The sequence below is a fragment of the Cellvibrio mixtus subsp. mixtus J3-8 genome (assembly GCF_000766945.1).
Lineage (GTDB): Bacteria > Pseudomonadota > Gammaproteobacteria > Pseudomonadales > Cellvibrionaceae > Cellvibrio > Cellvibrio mixtus_A.
This window is the reverse complement of sequence record NZ_KN266207.1, coordinates 1,269,996-1,289,212: the sequence shown is the minus strand read 5'-3', so window position 1 is coordinate 1,289,212 and position 19,217 is coordinate 1,269,996. Positions and strand designations below refer to the sequence as shown.

The 19,217-nt window shown below is 46.4% G+C and carries 9 protein-coding genes and 1 riboswitch; of the genes, 5 read left to right on the top strand and 4 right to left on the bottom strand.

Annotated features, from left to right (window positions below; all coding sequences use genetic code 11):
- Positions 1–91 precede the first annotated feature (91 nt).
- From A596_RS10420 to A596_RS10410, 3 genes are all read left to right on the top strand, one after another.
- Positions 92–9,565 (top strand): Tc toxin subunit A-related protein, encoded by a 9,474-nt coding sequence (locus A596_RS10420; RefSeq protein ID WP_039914212.1) that lies wholly within the window; start codon positions 92–94, stop codon positions 9,563–9,565.
- A gap of 216 nt (positions 9,566–9,781) precedes the next feature.
- Entirely contained in the window at positions 9,782–10,681 is a 900-nt protein-coding gene (locus A596_RS10415; RefSeq protein WP_039914210.1) for an AEC family transporter, read from the top strand.
- Positions 10,682–10,747: 66 nt separating this feature from the next.
- Positions 10,748–12,124, top strand: a complete 1,377-nt coding sequence (locus tag A596_RS10410; RefSeq protein WP_039914208.1) for an HD-GYP domain-containing protein — start codon at positions 10,748–10,750, stop codon at positions 12,122–12,124.
- Between the two features lie 18 nt (positions 12,125–12,142).
- On the opposite strand, the gene A596_RS10405 is transcribed toward A596_RS10410, so the two are convergent.
- The 4 genes from A596_RS10405 to xseA all read right to left on the bottom strand — a co-directional run bounded on the left by A596_RS10405 (position 12,143) and on the right by xseA (position 15,844).
- Positions 12,143–12,955, bottom strand: coding sequence for a thiazole synthase (locus A596_RS10405; protein ID WP_039914205.1), 813 nt, complete (start codon positions 12,953–12,955; stop codon positions 12,143–12,145).
- A gap of 5 nt (positions 12,956–12,960) precedes the next feature.
- Positions 12,961–13,167: a sulfur carrier protein ThiS gene (gene thiS, locus A596_RS10400; RefSeq protein ID WP_039914203.1), complete on the bottom strand. Its 207-nt coding sequence runs from the start codon at positions 13,165–13,167 to the stop codon at positions 12,961–12,963.
- 3 nt (positions 13,168–13,170) lie between these two features.
- Positions 13,171–14,280, bottom strand: a complete 1,110-nt coding sequence (locus A596_RS10395) for an FAD-dependent oxidoreductase (protein WP_235425669.1) — start codon at positions 14,278–14,280, stop codon at positions 13,171–13,173.
- Positions 14,281–14,320: 40 nt separating this feature from the next.
- Positions 14,321–14,438, bottom strand: a riboswitch (TPP riboswitch).
- 53 nt (positions 14,439–14,491) lie between these two features.
- Positions 14,492–15,844 carry an exodeoxyribonuclease VII large subunit gene (xseA, locus tag A596_RS10390; protein WP_039914628.1) on the bottom strand — a complete coding sequence of 451 codons (1,353 nt, stop codon included), beginning with the start codon at positions 15,842–15,844 and terminating at the stop codon, positions 14,492–14,494.
- A 172-nt stretch (positions 15,845–16,016) separates the two neighbouring features.
- On the opposite strand from xseA, the gene guaB reads away from it, so the two are divergent.
- Together guaB and guaA are read left to right on the top strand one after the other, a co-directional pair.
- Complete coding sequence (gene guaB / locus A596_RS10385) at positions 16,017–17,492, top strand: IMP dehydrogenase (protein WP_039914201.1); 1,476 nt, start codon at positions 16,017–16,019, stop codon at positions 17,490–17,492.
- A gap of 114 nt (positions 17,493–17,606) precedes the next feature.
- Positions 17,607–19,184 (top strand): glutamine-hydrolyzing GMP synthase, encoded by a 1,578-nt coding sequence (guaA, locus tag A596_RS10380; RefSeq protein WP_039914200.1) that lies wholly within the window; start codon positions 17,607–17,609, stop codon positions 19,182–19,184.
- Positions 19,185–19,217: the final 33 nt, after the last annotated feature.

Here is a 19,217-nt window from a genome sequence, read left to right as displayed (position 1 = left end):
TAGCGTCTGTCATTGATGCCTGACTAAAACATGTGTTGCATGAATTTATTTTTTAATTGATCAATATTTTCAATGTTGTTCGGAGAACTGTATGCTGCCAATAAGTGCAACCATCAAACCAGGCGATAGCGGCAACGACGTCGTTAATCTTCAACAAGTGTTGCAGTTCCTTTATGGGAAAGGTGTCTTTAAAACATTTAACCCGCCGAATTCCCCCACTGCTGAAGAACTCAATGCGCTGGTTAAAAAAATGGGCAGCGAACAAACACAACAAGTGTTTGGTGATGCGACTCGTTTGTTGATTCGATACTTTCAAATACAGCGAGGTCCGGGGGATAACCTGCACGGATTGGTCGAAGAAAAAACTGCGCAACGCATTAATGCATTGCTATCCGAATTGGGTGCACCAATCGATAGCAATTATGTTGTAACCGGGATAATCACCAATGCCAAAACGCACGCCGGGTTGGCAAATACAGCAGTGCGTGCGTTTGATGCCGATGGTGCAATTCGCACGCTGCTTGGGCAAACACAAACAGATACTAAAGGTCGATACCGTATTGAATTTCATCCATCGGTATTTCAAAACACTCCTGCTGAACGCGGCGGCCCGGATTTAATTATCGAAGTATTTAGTCAACCTGGTGATGTTTCATTGGGAATATCAATGAAACACAATAATTGCCAACAAGCGACGACAATTGACCTGGCAGTGATGATTCCCGACTTGAATGTATTCGGTAATGTGATTGACTCTAACAAGCAATTACAAAAAAATATTATCGTAACTGCCTGGGATCGTGATTTGCGCAAACGGCAGCTTTTAGGTTCGGCAATCACAGATGAAAAGGGCAATTATTCCATCAATTACAACATCGACCAGTTTGTCGCTGCTGATGTGGTTGGGCGAAATAAACCCTGGTTAATTATTGAGGCGCAACGAAAAGCCAATGGCGAAATTGAACAGAGTATCGTGATCAAACCCGATCAGGTAGAGCGCTTTCAGCGAGTAGATTTACTATTAAAACCCGCTGCAGAAAAATCGCTTTCTGAATGGGAACAAATAACGCAAATGGTTTCCCCGCTGCTGGCGGAACAAGCCGATGATGGCGACAACTTACAGCCTGGTGAGTTGAATGATGACGATATTCAATTTATTGCGAGCGAGACCGCGCTGGAATACAGCCATATAACTGCGTGGTCACTTGCCCATGTTATGCAGGATGCGGCATTGGTTTTATTCGACGAAGAGCATGCACTTGAGGCTATGGTGGTTTCAAAATCGGGCGGGCCCTTGTTTTATGGTTTGATTCGCCAGCTCTCTGTTTCAGTATTGCAGCAATTATTCTTAAAATCTGCTGATAGTATTGTACGAGCACTTGGTAACGCCGTTGCGCAGAAGCAAATTCCACTTGACGCAGAAGATGAAATAGACACATTCGTTGCTACATTGGTTTTGTTACGTCAGCTGCAAACAATCAGCCCGCAAGCAGCTAACGATCACCCCATTGCCAAGATCACATCGTTACTGAAAATCAATCTTTCTACGCCTGTTAAGTTGGCTGCATTGGCGTTAGTCGAACAAGGGGATACGTCGGATCCCGATATTTTTTTGTCGCTCCACAAAAAATTTCCTGACGATATAAAACCCATTAATCGCTTCATACAAGGTGTGCGGCTTCACCAGTTAACCAATGGCAATGCAACACTTATCAAAACACTTGCCAACCATATATCCAATGATGGTGATTCTATTGTGTCGCTCGCGGGCCTGGATATTGGCGGTTGGAATATCGTAGCAACTGAATCAAGGGTGGACTTACCTGTTGCCATGGCAATGTTAAATTCCATGGAACTGGCGTATCCCGTTGAAGCACTGCAATTACGTATTGAATCCAAACAATTAGCAGAACTCTCCGGGGAAATTAATAACGGTATTAAACAGCTACTCAAGGATAATCCAAAGAAAGTCCAAGACTATATACAGGGTAGGGAAAAAATTCCTGGTGTTATAGAAGATGTGACGGAAAAAGCATTAAGTAGTGTTGGGTTGTTTGCGCGATTGTCTTTACCGTATGAAGTGAGTGCAACATTGATTGCAGCTAACATCGATACACCGCAATTAATCATCCATCACGGTAGGGAAACCCTGCGGGAATTGCTAAAGGAAAAATATGGTGAGGTGATGGCTACGCATTGGAGTGATGCGACTGTCAAGGTAATCGATGATCTTAAAATAATTGGTACGGGTGTTATCGCGGGGACGATTCAATATCAATATGTGCCACCGGGTTGGTATATAAAACCTGACAAGCCTGCACAAGAAATTCGGGAAAATATTCCCGGCATCCCTGCTTTACTGGGCGACCTTGATGAGTGTATTTGCGCTCCATGTGAATCCATGTTGGGACAACCTGCTTATTTGGTGGATTTATTACAGTTATTGGATAAACCCAATGCAAATAACCAAGCAGCGTTAGCTTTTTTGCGTGCGCGTCGCCCGGATATATTTGGATTACCATTGGGATGTGAGCAAGCTGAAACCCCGGTTCAGCATATCAATCTTGTTATCGAGATGTTCGAGGATCAGTTGCGACCAAGGCAATATCCAAATCCATACATGGGAATTGATGTGTTGTATAAGCAGCTGGCGCAACAACCTTATCCCTGGTTCATGCCTTTTGATAAGTGGCAAGCACAAGAGTCTGCATATCTACAAAAATTAAATATTACTGCACATGAACTCAATGAATTAACGCAGAATAATTTAACGGAAGAGCAAATTGCAGCAAACTTGCTCGGTATTCCTTCTCCATCATCCAGCAACACCATCCCTGTAGAATGGAAATTATTGACAAATATTACCCAGGGTACAGAGCTCTGGAATTTATACGGTTTTTCTGTAAATTCCCAAGGGCAGGTCTCACTGGTGGACCCTGCTTCTGGTGAGGTGCTTGCCAATCAACCCGTTCAGGATGTTGTAAAGAGAATTTCCGTGTTATTGGCGCGCACGGGCTTGTCGCTCGATGAGTTTGAGGATGTGATCCGCCAGCCATACGTGGGCAATTTATCTATTGAAAATCGTGCGCAATGTAAAACCAGCCAGATGATCCTTAATACAGGCACACAGTCGCTGGACATTTGCCTTGACCGCATTCATCGCATAGTGCGCTTGCAGCGTAAACTGGGTTGGGCATTTGCTGATATTAATGCTGTGTTGGCGGCATCGACTCAAAGCACAAATTTCAGTAGCACTATTATTCATATTGCTCGGATCAAATCCCTGGCTGATACCTATCATCTATCCGCGAATTTATTATGTCACATGCCGCAAACCTACGGCGCCATTTTGCGTACCCTGGGGTTTAGCCGCGCGCAACGTTTATGTTTGGAAAAAATTCTGGGGATTGATCCGGCGCAAACTAGCTTCAGCATTGCTGATTTAAACGTGATTCTCACATTTAATACACTGATTGGAGGAACTCATTTTTCGCCGGAAGAACTCGGGCTTGTATTCCTGCCACGTAGTGACTTGCAATCTATTTTCATAGAACTTCCAGGCTATATAAAAAATGACATAGAAATCGCAGCGACAGCCGGACAACTGGTTAATACATTACAACAGGAGCAAATGCTGCTACATAAACAATTGTTGCAAGACGGTGTGCAAGAAGATCCAGAACTTCCTTCGCTAGAAGATGATGCCATTATCACGTTGATTGCTACCTCGTTAAATATTTCGGAGCAAGATGCCAGGAGTTATGCCTTTTTTAAAACATCAACAAATGAAACGCTGATAGAAACCCTGCGTGCACCTCACACTATTATATCCACCAGCACCCTTGAAGTTTGGTTGAACTGTGTATTTCGAATGGAAGGAATCAGGAATAAATTTGATACGGGATTATGGGATGCGTTAATAAAAACGTTTGATTGGGTAACTGTAATAGCCGGTCATTCTGTAACCGGACGTTCAGCTATTATGTCGTTGGTAAACTGGCTTTGGCTGGCGCAACCGGAAAGGGCAGGGCCACTGGTAATTGCTGGAATAATAACCTTGTCAATGTTGGATGACCCCGCCCAATTCAATACGGCCATCAATATTTTTTCAAAGCGTTTCGAAATGGATGCATCTATTGTAAATGGACTTGCGCTGTTAGTTGGGTTGTCGCCAGCCAGTATAAATAGTTTTAACGACGCTGCATTAGTTAAACGGTTTTTTGGATTGTTAGAGTTTGCCAGGCAGTGGCGAGCTGACAGCATTGCGATTACTAATTTGCGCAGTAATAGCGTTGCGCAAGTAGTGGAGTCATTATTGCGAATTAAGCATGGTTATACCGATGAAGAATGGATTGAAATCAAACGCCAGATTGAAAATCCTGTTCGTCAACAGAAACGCAATGCGTTGGTTGCTGAACTGGTTCGGCGCAATCCGCAGCTAAAAAATGCCAACGATATTTATGAGCATTATCTAATCGACCCATTGGTCGAGCCATGCATGAATACTACACGAATCCTTGAGGCGATTACGGCAACGCAATTATTTGCACAGCGCGTGTTATTTGGTGTTGAGCGGTATCGGGATAGCGCCAACAACGAACACGGATTACTTGCCAGTGATGCATTGAGGAGCCAGTGGACATGGATGCGCAATTACCGTGTATGGGAAGCCAATCGCAAAGTATTTTTATTTCCTGAAAATTGGCTGTATCCGGAATTGCGCGATGACAAGTCGTCCAGTTTTAAATTATTGGAAACAGAATTGGGCAAAGGCGAGTTAAACGGAGCAATGGCTGATGCAGCATTTGGTCGATTTCTTGATGACATCGCGCGTGTTGGCCAGATTCAAGTAGTAAGTATGTACGAGGATGTTAAATATGAGGGTTCACAATCCGGCACTTACGGGCGTCGGGCAAGCCAGGAGAGTCGCTCTCAGCGAAACCTCTATATTGTTGGAAAAACACCTTCGGTTCCTGCCAAATATTTCTGGCGGAAATCCATTGCATTTGGTTCTCCTCAAATGCAATGGACTCCATGGCAAGAAATTGAGCTGGACATTCAAGGTGATCATTTGCAAGTATTTGTACTTAACGAAAAGTTAATGGTTTCATGGCCGCTCATCACCCGCATCAGCCGAAAAATAAACGCCGATACTCAAAAAGATTACTGGCATATTGAAATGTGTTATTCGTCTTTTGATGGGTACAACTGGTGCCAGCCGATAATCACCGGTACCTATAGCCAGGATTATCAGAACCCTAATGATATTGCTGTAGATGCATTTGAAGATGAGCGCTATGGTTTTTCGTTCCGGAACCGCGTACTGCCAGATGACCAGATGGCGGTGATTGAATGTTTCTCAATGAATAAAATACCGGGTTCTGCATTGCAGCCTCCTTCTTCGCCGGCTCCGTCAAGGGAACCACTGGTTGTGACAACCGCGGGCACAGACTTAATTATTCGAGTTTTTCGAGCGGCAATTTGGAATGGAAATATCCTGCCATCATTTTGCCAAAAAATGTATGAGTCCTATCTTTTACACATTGCGGCTGAGCATCGATTAAGCAGTGTTGGAATTAATTTGAACTCTGCTTTTTTTGATTTCCTGGATGTTTTTGGTGATAGTAATGTGGCAACCAAATACGATGACCAAATGAGGGATTGGAGTACTACACTGAACCCGGTGCTGGGAAAATTTAAAAGTATTAATGCTACTCCGGGTATTGGCGCTGCAACGTTATACGATCAGTATATCGAGGAATTTGTAGCGGCTGGCAATGCGAATCAACATCCTAATTATGCAAAATTTGTCACCGAACTTTTATCCAAAAGTTCGCAGCGAATTATTTCCATCCAGGCGACCGTCCAGTCAACACTCACCGGTGTTTCGGGAATTCATATTTTGCCGCAGGGCACCAGTGTTGAACTACAAATTGGATCAAACCCGAATAGAATCAATACATCAGTAGGGAGCTCGATTGAACTTGATGTGGCTTACGGGCAGCAATCGGAAGTAATTATTACCTTGTATTGGCGCGGCTTGTCTGCTGCTGCTTCCCTTGGCCTGGTGGCCGAAGGAAAAAAATTAATGCAGGAATTAAATTTCAAGTTTGATTTGCAAAATAATGACCCGTCACATTATGGAATTGTTTCAGAAGCAGACCGTTCGTATTCCAGGGTTTTTGATTTTCATATCCGGCGTAATGGGCAAGTATCTTTGGTTAAATCGTCCGGTTTGCTTGAGAAGCTGGTAAGCAACACAGTGTATTTTACCAATGGTTTTTTAGAGCAGGATCATCTGAATGGAGCAAATGAACTTGATTTTGGAAATCCTGCCTATGAAGAAGGGCTGCATTTTTCAGGGTATGATCAGGTGTTCGATAAATCACTTAAACAGCACCGCTTTTATACTGTTGGCGCAGCAGGTGTAAGGAACTACTCGCAAAACCATCAGGTATGGAGTTATGCCGAGGGGGATACCGCGTGCCTGGTAGATTTGAAACCGTTTAAAGGCGGGCGAAAAATTTATCCCAATGTGTGGCTTGATGAAACTAACCTGGCGGCAAATTGGTTTTCCTCATCGACAATTCCCGTAGGTGCGCGCCAGATAAATACCTATGGTGCAAATAAGTTGCCTGCAAACACGTTGGTTGATCCTAAAGTGATTAGCGGTGAATTGACGTTTAATGCTGATATGCCAAACGCCTGCTACAGCTGGGAAGTTTTTTTGCATGCCCCGTTATTAATTGCTGATCAATTATCCAAACAACATCAATTTGAAGATGCTGAACGATGGTTGCGTTATGTATTTGATCCTGCATCAACAGAGCCAGGTACTGATGCATCGCGCTTTTTAAAGTTCCGGGTGTTCAAGGAATTAAATACGCATACGCAAGTTGTTGATGACCTTAAGGCAATCGCACAGACAGCATCTGGCCGTTACAGTGATAGTGATGTTAGCCGGATTAATACCATTATCGAACGCTGGCGCGAACTTCCGTTCAGGCCATTTGTAATTGCACGTGATCGCCATATTGCCTTCTTGTGGCGAACATTGTTTGCCTATATTGATAACCTCATTACATGGGCAGACAGTTTGTATCGCCGTGATACCCGTGAATCCAACAATGAAGCCATGATGCTCTACGTGCTTGCATATCGAATTCTGGGGCGTCGACCAAAGCAGATGGCTGGCGCGTCCAAAAAAGTGGCAGACACTTATGACAAATTAGCAAGCAAACTGGATGCTTTCTCTAATTATTGGGTCGATGTTGCAACCAGGGCCGGTGGTTACGTTATTTATAATAATGGGGCCAGGTTGGCTTTAATCGACAAGCAGCCACCGACATCTGCAGGTACGTTATTATTTTGCATGCCGCATAACGATAAGTTGGATCGCTATTGGGAAGTTATTGAAGATCGGTTATTCAATTTACGCCATTGCAGAAATATTGAAGGTATTGCACGCGATTTGCCGCTGGTTGACTCTCCCGTTGATCCGGAGTTACTGGTGCGTGCAACAGCGGCCGGTTTGGATTTGAACAGTGTTATTGCCGGCTTGTATGCGGCTCCACCACATTATCGTTACGGTGTACTTGCCGCACGTGCAATGGAGTTGGTTGGCGAAACGAAATCGCTGGGGGCGGCAATGTTATCTGCATTGGAAAAACACGATGCGGAATATATGGTTCAGTTGCGATCAACCAACGAGATTGCATTATTACAACAAATTGGTGAACTCAAGAAACTGCAAATTAAAGAAGCGGAAGCCAACATTACTGCGCTTCGTGCAGCACGAAAATCTGCAGAAACACGTTATAGCCAATATCAGCGACTGTTGGGGCTGGATGGTATTGCACCGGATGAGGGGGCTGCTGTTGGCGAGGTCGCTATGCTGGGGCAACTCGATAGGGGTAATTCAAGCCCGCGATCCGGAATGGGATTAATTACCGAGGAGGCCCAACAATACAACGGCGTTGAATCAGTTAACACCTGGTCAACTGCCGCTACCATTTCCAAATTGGTAGCAGGTGGCCTTCACGCGTCTGCTTCGATTGTTGCTGCTGCAATGTCTGCGACACCCTTACCGAACCCTCCCAAAGTGCTTGAAGCAATCGGAAATTCAGTATCTAACATCGGCGATTCATTTTCTTTTGTCTCCCAGGCCTGGCGAATTTACGCTGAACAACAAGGTATGTTGGCAGGACACCTGCGCCGTCGTGACGACTGGGCTTTTCAAAACAACCAGGTACTTAAAGAACTCAAGCAAATCGATAAACAAATTCTTGCCAATCAGATTCGCATCGATATCACTGCGAAGGAACTTGATAACCACCAATTGCAACTTGAACAATCCCATGCTGTGGATGATGTGTTACGCAATAAGTTTACCAATGCGCAGTTGTATCAGTGGATGTCGACGGAGTTGGGGGCTCTGTACAACAAGGCCTATCGTATGGCCCTGGAAATGGCTCGCAAAGCGCAGTCGGCAGCAGAGTTGGAGCTAGGGCTTGAAAAAGGCGCCCTTGATATTGTTCGCAATGACCACTGGAAATCCATGAAGCAGGGCTTGCTTGCCGGTGAGCGCCTCTATCAGGATTTGAAACGTTTGGATGTGGCGTATCTTGATCAGAACAAGCGCGAATTAGAACTTACCAAACACATTTCATTGCGACGCCTTGACCCTGCTGAATTAATTAAATTGAAATTCGGCACAGACGATAATGGTGTACGCGTTAATCGCTGTGAATTTGATATTCCGGAATGGTTATTTGACCTTGATACACCGGGCCACTATTTGCGCCGGATTAAATCGGTTGCGCTCAGTATTCCCTGTGTTGTTGGTCCTTATACCAGTATTCATTGCAAGCTGACGCTAGTGAAAAGTTCAATCCAATATGATCGCACCAGCAATAAATATACTGATTGCCCTATCACATTGGAAACGGTTGTCACCAGCACTGCCAATGCAGATTCCGGTTTGTTCGAAACCCAATTACAGGATGAGCGTTTTTTACCGTTTGAAAACGCAGGTGCGATTGGTAGGTGGAGAATTGAATTACCTGACCAGTTCGTACAATTTGATTATTCTACTATTTCGGATGTTATTTTAACCTTGCGCTATACGGCGCGCGATGGTGGGGAGCAATTAAGTGATTTGGTAAAAGAATCATTGGCCGTGCAATTCAATCCGGCCCCGTCCGCACCACAGGATGATTCACCGGGTGTTCCACTGCTATTAAGTTGCCGATCAGATTTTTTTTCTGAATGGACGCACAGCAACGTTTCGGGAGAAACACTTGAGATCACGCTTACGAAAGATTTTTTACCTTATTGGATGCGGGTAAAAAATATTGGCTTAATTGGGAGGGTGCAGGTTTTCGCCATAAAAAATAATGTTAAGCCAGGATCAGCTGATACAGTGACGACGACTGTATTAGCACTTGAGCAAAAGATAGATCTCTTTAGCGGGAGTGTGAATCAATCGATTGATACGACAATAAAGGTTGCGGAAGCGGCAGTCTCGGATGTATTAGTCCTTCTCATGCTAAAGCAATCAACCTGATAATTAACGCGCAATGAAAATTTTCTTGCTTAAGGTACATTTTATAGGCACGCAAACCAGTTGTATTAATGTTGAACATCCAGAGCGGATTGCTCAAATTCACTTGCGCGGGTTTTAACCTGCTCAAGTGAATTGATTGTTGTGGTTTTTCCGTTTGAGTGTTATCGCCTACACTAAATCCATGTCTTTCATTTTCTGATAATTTTGTTCCTCCCCATGTCTAATATTGCTGTAGTAATTATTTGTCTCATTGTTGGTTTGCTGTTCCAACGCAGTAAACACCTGCCGGAAAATGCGGCGGCTGCGTTGAATGGCTATGTGATTTATGTGGCGCTGCCCGCGTTGATCCTGGCAGAAATTCCCAAGTTAACCTTGAATCACGAGGCGCTGATCCCCGTTGTTGCTGCATGGGCAGTGATGTGTTTTAGTGCAGCGATTACATTTTTTACGGCGCGCTGGTTGCAATGGTCGCGTGAAATTACCGGCGCCTTGATGTTGTTGGTGCCTTTGGGTAATACCGGTTTTGTTGGAATTCCTCTGATTGAGGCGCATCTTGGTTCTAAAGGCATTCCCTATGCAATCCTCTATGACCAACTGGGAACTTTTGTTGCATTGAATACCCTGGGTATTGCGCTAGCAGCTTACTATGCGGGTGGTGCTACATCGGCTACAAAGATCTTGCGTAATATCCTGGTATTTCCTTCTTTCATTGCGCTTATTCTGGCGCTGCTGCTACGCTTTTTTACATATCCCGATTGGCTTGCCGAGGCGCTTGCGCGAATCTCATCTACACTTGTGCCTGTGGTGATGGTTGCGGTTGGGTTGCAGTGGCGCTTCAAACTGGAATCCACGCATTTATTACCCTTGGTATTAGGGATTTTTTATATCCTGGTTTTATCTCCCGCGTTTGCCTGGTTTGGATTGTGGTTATTTGATATCCAGGGCCTTGCTGCACAGGTTGTCGTGTTAGAAGCCGGGATGCCGGCAATGATTTCTGCTGGCGTATTGGCAATTAGCCACAACCTTGCACCGCGCTTTGCGGCATCCATGGTGGGTTATAGCTTATTGGTTGGATTGGTTAGTGTCTGGTTGTGGCGAGTTTTGCTGGTGCATTAACCGGGCAATCGGAATTAACAATAAATTAAATGTAATCTTAAAGTTTCTGCACGGATGGTTTGTTTTATGTCGCACAATCAGCCGTCTGGTTTGCTGAAAAATGATTCTTCTGCATGGAGTTCCTTGCAGTTAGATACTTATGATTTTTATCTGGCACAACTTTGCGCAACAAATCCTGTCAGTGTTACGCAGAACATTTATTCAACAGAGGGTCAGTTACTATTGGCAGTTGGCGATTTGGTAACCCATAACGCTCTGTTGCCACTCCGCGCATTTACCCTCGTAAAGCCTTTGTCAGGTTGCATCCACATCCAGCGATTGATGAATAATGCTGATTTTTTACAGCACATGGTCAATATCATTCGCGACACAGAATTTTTCCAGGCGCTGGAAGAGCGAAAATACCCGCTTGAATCCTTGCGACCTGTAAGTGAAATGCTGGAGCAATTTCCATTGGTGCAGCAACGTTTGACGGTAATGGCGGCGCAGATGGGCGATTTATTTCAACGCACATTAAGCGTGGGATTGTGGTCAATTTTTATCGCACAGGAAATGCGTTTGCCAATTGTAGAAACGCAGATGGTTTTTTGGGCTGCGATTTGCCATGACTTTGGCATGATGCATATCTCTCCGCACATTTTGGCAAAGGAAGAAGAATTAACTGCAGAGGAATGGCGCAGCTTGCAAGGGCATGTCGAAATTTCCCGGCAAATTCTTCGCGAGGCGGCAGAGTTTCCGGAGGCGCTTATTAATGCAGTGTATGAACATCATGAGCGTAGCGATGGCACAGGCTACCCGCATGGAAAAGTAGAAAGTGAAATCTCCTTGCCCGGCCAAATTTTGGCGCTTGCTGACAGTATTGTCGGCATCTATTACAACCGTTTTAAGCCCCATGGCCGCCGTTGGCGAGAAGTTATCGCGGTGTTGGAGTTAAACCGTGCGGCTTATTTATATCGCAGCTGTGAAATTGTGAGCACTATGATTTTTCGCAGTGAAATTCCCCTGGATAATGTGGTGGAAGGTAGTGATGTACCGGAATTTGCCGAACGGATGTTGCAACAAAATGTGCATCTGCAACAGTGGTTTGCTGAATTGAGTTCGGTGTTGACCGACCTTGGTTATACACATGGTGATCGTAAACTCCACAGTTTGCAGAACGTGGTATTGCATATTGCATCAACGTTCAAGGGCAGTTTGTTATTTAAGGAAGATTTGCGTGCGTCGCTGCAATCGATTGCGAACCAGCAGGGCATTGGTATTAATAAGGTAGTGGAAGATGCCTTATTGCGTCAGCAGGAAATGAATTTCCACCTTCATCGCTTAACCCATATGTTGCAAATGTATATGGGGTCCGGCGATTGTAAAAATCCAAAAATTGCTAAAAAACTTGATGCGGGATTACAAAAAATTGGCGGCTTTTTAGCGCCGCCAACTGCGCAATAGGACATTATTTTTTGCCATTTATTGCTGGTGCCAGAAAGGCTGGCCTACCGTTGGCGTGCTGGGGTTGGCAGTCTGGCGTTTTTGCATTAAGCCCGCCTTGAATGCTTTACGGCCTGCATCAATTGCATCGGCAAATGCTTCTGCCATCAACGGCGGGTTATGTGCTTTAGCTACCGCAGTATTTAACAATATTCCGTCAAACCCCATCTCCATTGCCTCAGCAGCCTGTGAAGGCGCGCCAAGGCCGGCATCAATAATCATTGGAACATCTTTGATTCGTTCACGCAGGCTGCGCAAGCTGTAGCGATTTAATAATCCCTGGCCGGTACCAATAGGAGCTCCCCATGGCATTAATACTTCGCAGCCAACATCGAGCAAGCGCTTGCATAAAATTAAATCGTCAGTGCAATAAGGCAAAACTTTGAAGCCTTTTTTAATCAAAATGTCTGATGCTTCTACCAGGCCAAATGGATCTGGTTGCAAGTTGTAATCATCACCAACCACTTCCAGTTTAATCCAGTCAGTATTAAAAATTTCGCGCGACATCTCGGCGAGTGTTACGGCTTCTTTCACGGATTTACAGCCAGCCGTATTAGGCAGTAAACGGCAGCCACTTTCCTGAATATATTGCCAAATGGCATCACCATCACGGTTGGCCGGGTTTTGCCGGCGCAAACCAAGCGTCACAATTTCGCAGCGCGATTGTGTAATTGAATCGCGCATTAATTGCGGTGATGAATAAAGCGCAGTGCCGAGTAAAAAGCGACTGGAAAATGTTTCACCATAAAGCGTGAAATCGCGTGCAGGTGTGGTTGATGTTGCGTGGCTCATGGCAATTAACCCCCGCCCACCGGGCGAACTATATCAATTTGGTCGTTGTTACTGAGTGCCCGCTCCGTGTAAGTGGAGCGGGGTACAAATTCCTGATTGATTGCCACAGCAATTTTGCTATCGCCGTAACCCCAATCCTGTAATGCATCGCTCAACAGTGTTGCCGGAGCAATGGATTTAATTTCATTGTTTACACTGACTTGAATCATCATTGATTAACCTGAAACAGAAGCTTGAAGCAAATCGGGAAATAATATGTGTGGGTTTTGTGCAACCCTGGCAAGTACTTGTTCAACAACGGCAGGTGCCAGCAGGTAACCATGGCGGAACAAACCATTTGCAACAATCAAACCGGGTTTGCAGAAAATTTTTGGTAAATTATCCATAAATGCCGGACGCAAATTGGTATCCATTTCGATAATCCGTGCCTCGGCAAATGCAGGTGATAATGTGTAGAGTGCGCTACCTAATTCGAGCGACGATTGTAGCGTTACTGGCGAGCGATCTTCACTTTCAATTTGCGTCGCGCCAATAATAAAACGATTATTCGGTTTTGGTACTACATAAAGCTGGTAGCGCGGATGCATTAATCGCACCGGGCGCTGCAGATGAATTTCACTGGTTTCCACATGCAAGGTTTCACCGCGTACACCGCGCAATTTTTTCAATTGTGTTGTTGCGCCCAGGCCACGGCAATCGATTACCAAATCAAATTTTTCTACACCCGTACCTGTGTGAATGGTTTGCGGCGCTGTTTCTACGGGAGTGTCTTCGCGAATCAGGACGCCCTGGCGAATTAATTCATCCCCGAGCCGCTGTAAAAATTCGCGGTTATGCAAATGGCCTTCTTCTTGTAAAAGTAACCCGCGCATGAATTGCGGACTTAAATCCGGTTCCAGATCCCGGATGTCGCGATTGGATAAGTGTTGGTAATTGCGGCACTCCGGCACAACAAAATTTAACTCGCTTTCGAATTGTTGTAATTCGCTTTCATCTTGCGGGTGGGCGACCAGCAAACTTCCTTTGGCGAAAAATAATTCTGTTTCGCTGTGCGGTAAATCTTTCAACCATTCTGGCCAGCGCTGCAATGCAAATTGCCCCATGCGATAGACATTTGCATCGGATACGACAGCTTCGCTCAGCGGGGCGATCATCCCCGCAGCCGTAAATGCCGCTGCACGCACTGCATTACCGGCTGGTTGTAACTTGCCTGCGTCAAATAAGGTGATGTCATGACCAAGCAGGCGCAAACGCCAGGCGAGTAAACGTCCTAACAAGCCGGCACCGGCAATAGCAATTTGTTGTGGGTTGGTTTGGGTATTCACAATGCCTCGAAAAAAGAGGCGGAGGGCAGGGGAAATAGCTATCGCTATACGCCTTGTTCCCTCCGCAGGTGCTAGCCTGTTCAGGTTCTACGGGTTGGGCCGAGCCCATCTCAGCCCCCGTACCGAATGTATCGGCCAGGGCGCCCCGACAAGAATGCGGCCAATATACTGATGGCTGCAGCCCTTCGCAATCAAAACCTTGCAGGTTTTGTTAAGGGTCCAGCGACTCAATAACGCTGTGAAATCCACCACCCGCAACTCTGGTGTGGATGCGTTGGCCCGGTTGGACTTGTTGTTGATGGGTGATGATCCGGCCCGATTGTGCATCGCTTGCCAGGGCAAATCCCCGTTCCAGGGTATTGAGCGGGCTTAATGTATTTAGCATCCTCGCCGCGGTTGCGAGGCGTAATTTTTGACGATCTATATAAGTGAATTGTGCTTTATGAAGTTGTGCTTGCGCAGCATTCAGGCGTTCGCGCATTTGCGCCAGGCGCACTTGCGGGTGGTGCGCCTGCATGCGCAAGCGCAATTGTGACAGTTGGTGTTGATGGCGACTCAGCAAATTTTTAATGTGGTTTTTCAAACGCAATTCGAGATTATCCAAACGTTGCGCCTGTTGTTCCAATCGTTCGCGCGGGTGGCGTAAACGCTGGCGCAGGTGATGCAAATGTTTTTGCAGCTGTGCAAGTTTGCGTAACAGGGCATCTTCAAGTAGTACTTCAAAGCCGATAAATTTATCCAGCCATTCATCGCCATCGGGTACCAATAGCTCGGCAGCAGCAGATGGGGTGGGCGCGCGCAGGTCGGCAACAAAATCAGCGATAGTGAAATCCACTTCGTGGCCTACGGCGCTTACGATTGGTAACTGGCTGTTAAAAATGGCACGGGCAACGATTTCTTCATTAAATGACCATAAATCTTCCATTGAGCCGCCGCCGCGAGTAAGCAGGATGACATCAAACAGATCGGCCCGGTTGGCCAGCGCAATGGCTTTGGCGATTTGTGGTGCGGACTCTTTGCCCTGGACTGCCACAGGAATCACAGTGACGGGAATGCCGGCGAAGCGGCGCTCCAGCACGCTGAGGACATCGCGGATCGCCGCGCCGGTTGGCGAAGTGATTACCGCAATATGCCTGGGGATTTTAGGTAAGGCTTTTTTGTGGGCCTCATTAAACAATCCTTCGGTGGAGAGGCGATGCTTCAGCTCATCAAATGCGCGTTGTAATGCCCCGCTGCCGGCTTCTTCCATATGCTCGGCGATAATCTGGTAATCGCCGCGACCTTCATAAAGGCTGACGCGGGCGCGGATCAGTACATGTTGCCCTTGTTGCGGCTTGAATCGCACTGTCATATTGCGGTTGCGAAACATGCAGCAACGCACCTGGGCTTGATCGTCCTTCAAGGTGAAATACCAGTGACCGGAGGAAGGGATAGACACATTCGACAGCTCTCCTTCTACCCAAAGCAATGGTAAATGCGTTTCCAATAACTGCCGCGCCTGGCGGTTAAGCTGGGTGACGCTAAGGATTTCCCGGTCGGGGGTTTTGCTGAAAAGATCATTCATGGCAGGCATATTCACAAGCAAGTTGTTGTGCATTCTATGTCACGCATCGGTGTGCGGATAGCCCGAAAGCAGGTAATAGCCACAAGATATAGTGGTTATTAGTTTACCCGCAGGGATCGAGCCGCTATAATTCCGCGTTTATTTTTCCCGCTCTATTTTGAGGTTGGTAGCTATGTTGCGAATTGCTGAAGAAGCGCTCACATTTGATGATGTGCTCCTGGTTCCAGGTTTTTCGGATGTGACCCCGAAAGATGTATCCCTGAAAACTCAGTTGACTCGCAAGATCCAGCTAAATATCCCTCTGATTTCCGCTGCAATGGATACCGTAACCGAAGCGCGCCTCGCTATTTCCATGGCACAGGAAGGCGGCATTGGTATCATTCATAAGAATATGACAGTCGAGCAGCAGGCCGCTGAAGTGCGTGCGGTTAAGAAATTCGAGGCTGGCGTAGTTAAAGATCCAATCACGATTGACTCAAGTGCGACTATCCGCGAGCTGATCGCCTTGACCCGCAAGAACAATATTTCCGGTGTTCCCGTACTTCATAACGGTGATCTGGTTGGTATTGTTACCGGTCGCGATGTGCGCTTTGAAACCAACCTGGATGCCAGTGTTTCCAGCATTATGACTCCGAAGGCCCAGTTGGTAACTGTTAAAGAAGGCTTCACTTCGGAAGAAGTACGCAATCTGCTGCACAAGCACCGTATCGAAAAAGTACTGGTAGTTAATGACAACTTTGAATTGCGTGGTTTGATCACTGTAAAAGACATTAACAAAGCCGAAAAATACCCCAGTGCTTGTAAAGATCCTGAAGGTCGCCTGCGCGTAGGTGCGAGCGTTGGCACCAGCCGCGATACCGATGCCCGCGTAGATGCATTGGTTGAGGCCGGTGTAGATGTGCTAGTAGTCGATACCGCCCATGGACACAGCAAAAACGTATTGGACCGTGTGCGTGCAATCAAAGCCAAATACCCTGATGTGCAAGTAATTGGCGGTAACATCGCTACTGGCGCGGCCGCTCTGGCGTTGGTTGAAGCAGGCGCAGATGCAGTGAAAGTCGGTATTGGCCCGGGCTCAATTTGTACAACCCGTATCGTCAGTGGTGTCGGTGTTCCACAAATCTCCGCAATTGCCAATGTTGTGGCTGCATTGAAAGGCACCGGTGTTCCAGCGATTGCCGACGGCGGCATTCGCTATTCCGGTGATATTGCCAAAGCCGTGGTGGCTGGCGCTCATGCTGTAATGATGGGTTCAATGTTTGCCGGTACAGAAGAAGCACCGGGTGAAGTGGAGCTGTATCAAGGCCGTACTTACAAGGCGTATCGTGGTATGGGCTCATTGGGTGCTATGTCCCAATCGCAAGGGTCAAGCGACCGTTACTTCCAGGATGCCAGCGCCGGTGCGGAAAAGCTGGTTCCGGAAGGTATTGAAGGCCGCGTTCCTTATAAAGGTCCATTGGCGGCAATTGTTCACCAGATGATGGGTGGCTTGCGTTCAGCCATGGGTTACACCGGTTGCTCTGATTTGGAGGCCATGCGCACCAAACCAGAGTTTGTGCGGGTAACGGCGGCGGGTATGGGCGAAAGCCATGTGCACGATGTGCAGATCACCAAAGAAGCGCCGAACTACCCGATTGGTGGCCGTTAACCTTTGCGCTTGAATAGTGACGTAAAAACTCGGGTGCGCCCGAGTTTTTTATTTTCCCCTCTTTGAAAAAAGGGGGAAGTGAAAACGAATTTTTATTTATCTTCAGGAATCAACATGACTCACGATATTCACGCACAGCGAATTCTTATTCTGGATTTCGGCTCACAGTACACCCAATTGATTGCTCGCCGTGTGCGCGAAATTGGTGTCTTTTCCGAAATTCGCGCCTGGGATATGAGCGACGAAGAAATCCGCGCATACAATCCCAAGGGAATTATTTTAGCGGGTGGCCCGGAGTCTGTTCATGAAGCCAATTCCCCACGCTCACCGGAAGCGGTATTTAATTTGGGTGTGCCCGTATTTGGTATTTGCTACGGCATGCAAACCATGGCGGAACAATTGGGTGGCGCTGTAGAAGGTTCCAATGTTCGCGAATTTGGTTACGCACAAGTAAAAGTGGAAGCCGATAGTGCGATCTTCCAGGATATTAAAGATCACGTTGATTCCGACGGTAATGCATTGCTGGATGTGTGGATGAGCCACGGTGACAAAGTCACCAAAATGCCAGCAGGTTTTAGCATCCTTGCTTCTACGCCTTCGTGCCCGATTGCGGGTATCGTTGATGAAACAAGAAAGTTTTATGGTGTGCAATTCCATCCGGAAGTGACTCACACCTTGCAAGGCAAGCGCATTTACGAACACTTTATTTTAAATATCTGTGGCTGCGAACCCTTATGGACTGCCGCGAATATTGTTGAAGATGCAATTAAAAAAGTGCGTGAACAGGTTGGCTCTGACAAAGTATTACTTGGACTTTCCGGCGGTGTGGATTCCTCTGTTGTTGCTGCCTTATTGCACAAGGCAATTGGTGATCAACTGACCTGCGTATTTGTTGATAACGGTTTGTTGCGTAAAAACGAAGGCGATCAAGTGATGGATATGTTCGCCAAAAATATGGGCGTGCGTGTTATCCGCGCAGATGCGGAAGAGCAATTCCTCGGTAAGCTTGCAGGCGTAAATGATCCTGAGAAAAAACGCAAAATTATCGGTGGTACTTTTATCGATGTATTCGATGCAGAAGCAACCAGGCTCAAGGATGTGAAATGGTTGGCGCAAGGTACTATTTATCCTGATGTCATTGAATCGGCTGCTGCCAAAACCGGTAAGGCACACGTTATCAAATCGCACCACAACGTAGGTGGCTTGCCGGAAGATATGGCTTTCAAATTGGTTGAGCCGCTACGTGAATTGTTCAAAGACGAAGTGCGTGCAATTGGCCTGGAATTGGGTTTGCCATATGACATGGTTTACCGCCATCCATTCCCGGGGCCGGGTTTGGGTGTGCGCATCCTGGGTGAAGTGAAAAAAGAATACGCGGATATCTTGCGCGAAGCGGATGCAATTTTTTTGGAGGAGTTGCATGCGTCTGGCTGGTATCACAAAACCTCGCAAGCCTTTGCAGTGTTCCTTCCCGTAAAATCCGTTGGTGTAGTCGGTGATGGTCGTCGTTACGAATGGGTTATTTCATTGCGTGCCGTAGAAACAGTAGATTTTATGACGGCACGTTGGGCGCACTTGCCCTATGAATTGCTGGAAAAGGTTTCCGGCCGCATTATTAATGAAATCTCTGGTGTTTCACGGGTTTGCTATGATGTATCGAGCAAGCCGCCAGCTACTATCGAGTGGGAATAATTAATTATTGTCAGGATCAATCACAGGGATGTG

Coding starts and splice junctions, on each gene's coding strand:
- thiS (WP_039914203.1), bottom strand. CDS start 13,167: ATGATGATTCAAGTCAGTGTAAACAATGAAATTAAATCCATTGCTCCG.
- guaB (WP_039914201.1), top strand. CDS start 16,017: ATGTTGCGAATTGCTGAAGAAGCGCTCACATTTGATGATGTGCTCCTG.
- A596_RS10415 (WP_039914210.1), top strand. CDS start 9,782: ATGTCTAATATTGCTGTAGTAATTATTTGTCTCATTGTTGGTTTGCTG.
- xseA (WP_039914628.1), bottom strand. CDS start 15,844: ATGAATGATCTTTTCAGCAAAACCCCCGACCGGGAAATCCTTAGCGTC.
- A596_RS10405 (WP_039914205.1), bottom strand. CDS start 12,955: ATGAGCCACGCAACATCAACCACACCTGCACGCGATTTCACGCTTTAT.
- A596_RS10410 (WP_039914208.1), top strand. CDS start 10,748: ATGTCGCACAATCAGCCGTCTGGTTTGCTGAAAAATGATTCTTCTGCA.
- A596_RS10420 (WP_039914212.1), top strand. CDS start 92: ATGCTGCCAATAAGTGCAACCATCAAACCAGGCGATAGCGGCAACGAC.
- guaA (WP_039914200.1), top strand. CDS start 17,607: ATGACTCACGATATTCACGCACAGCGAATTCTTATTCTGGATTTCGGC.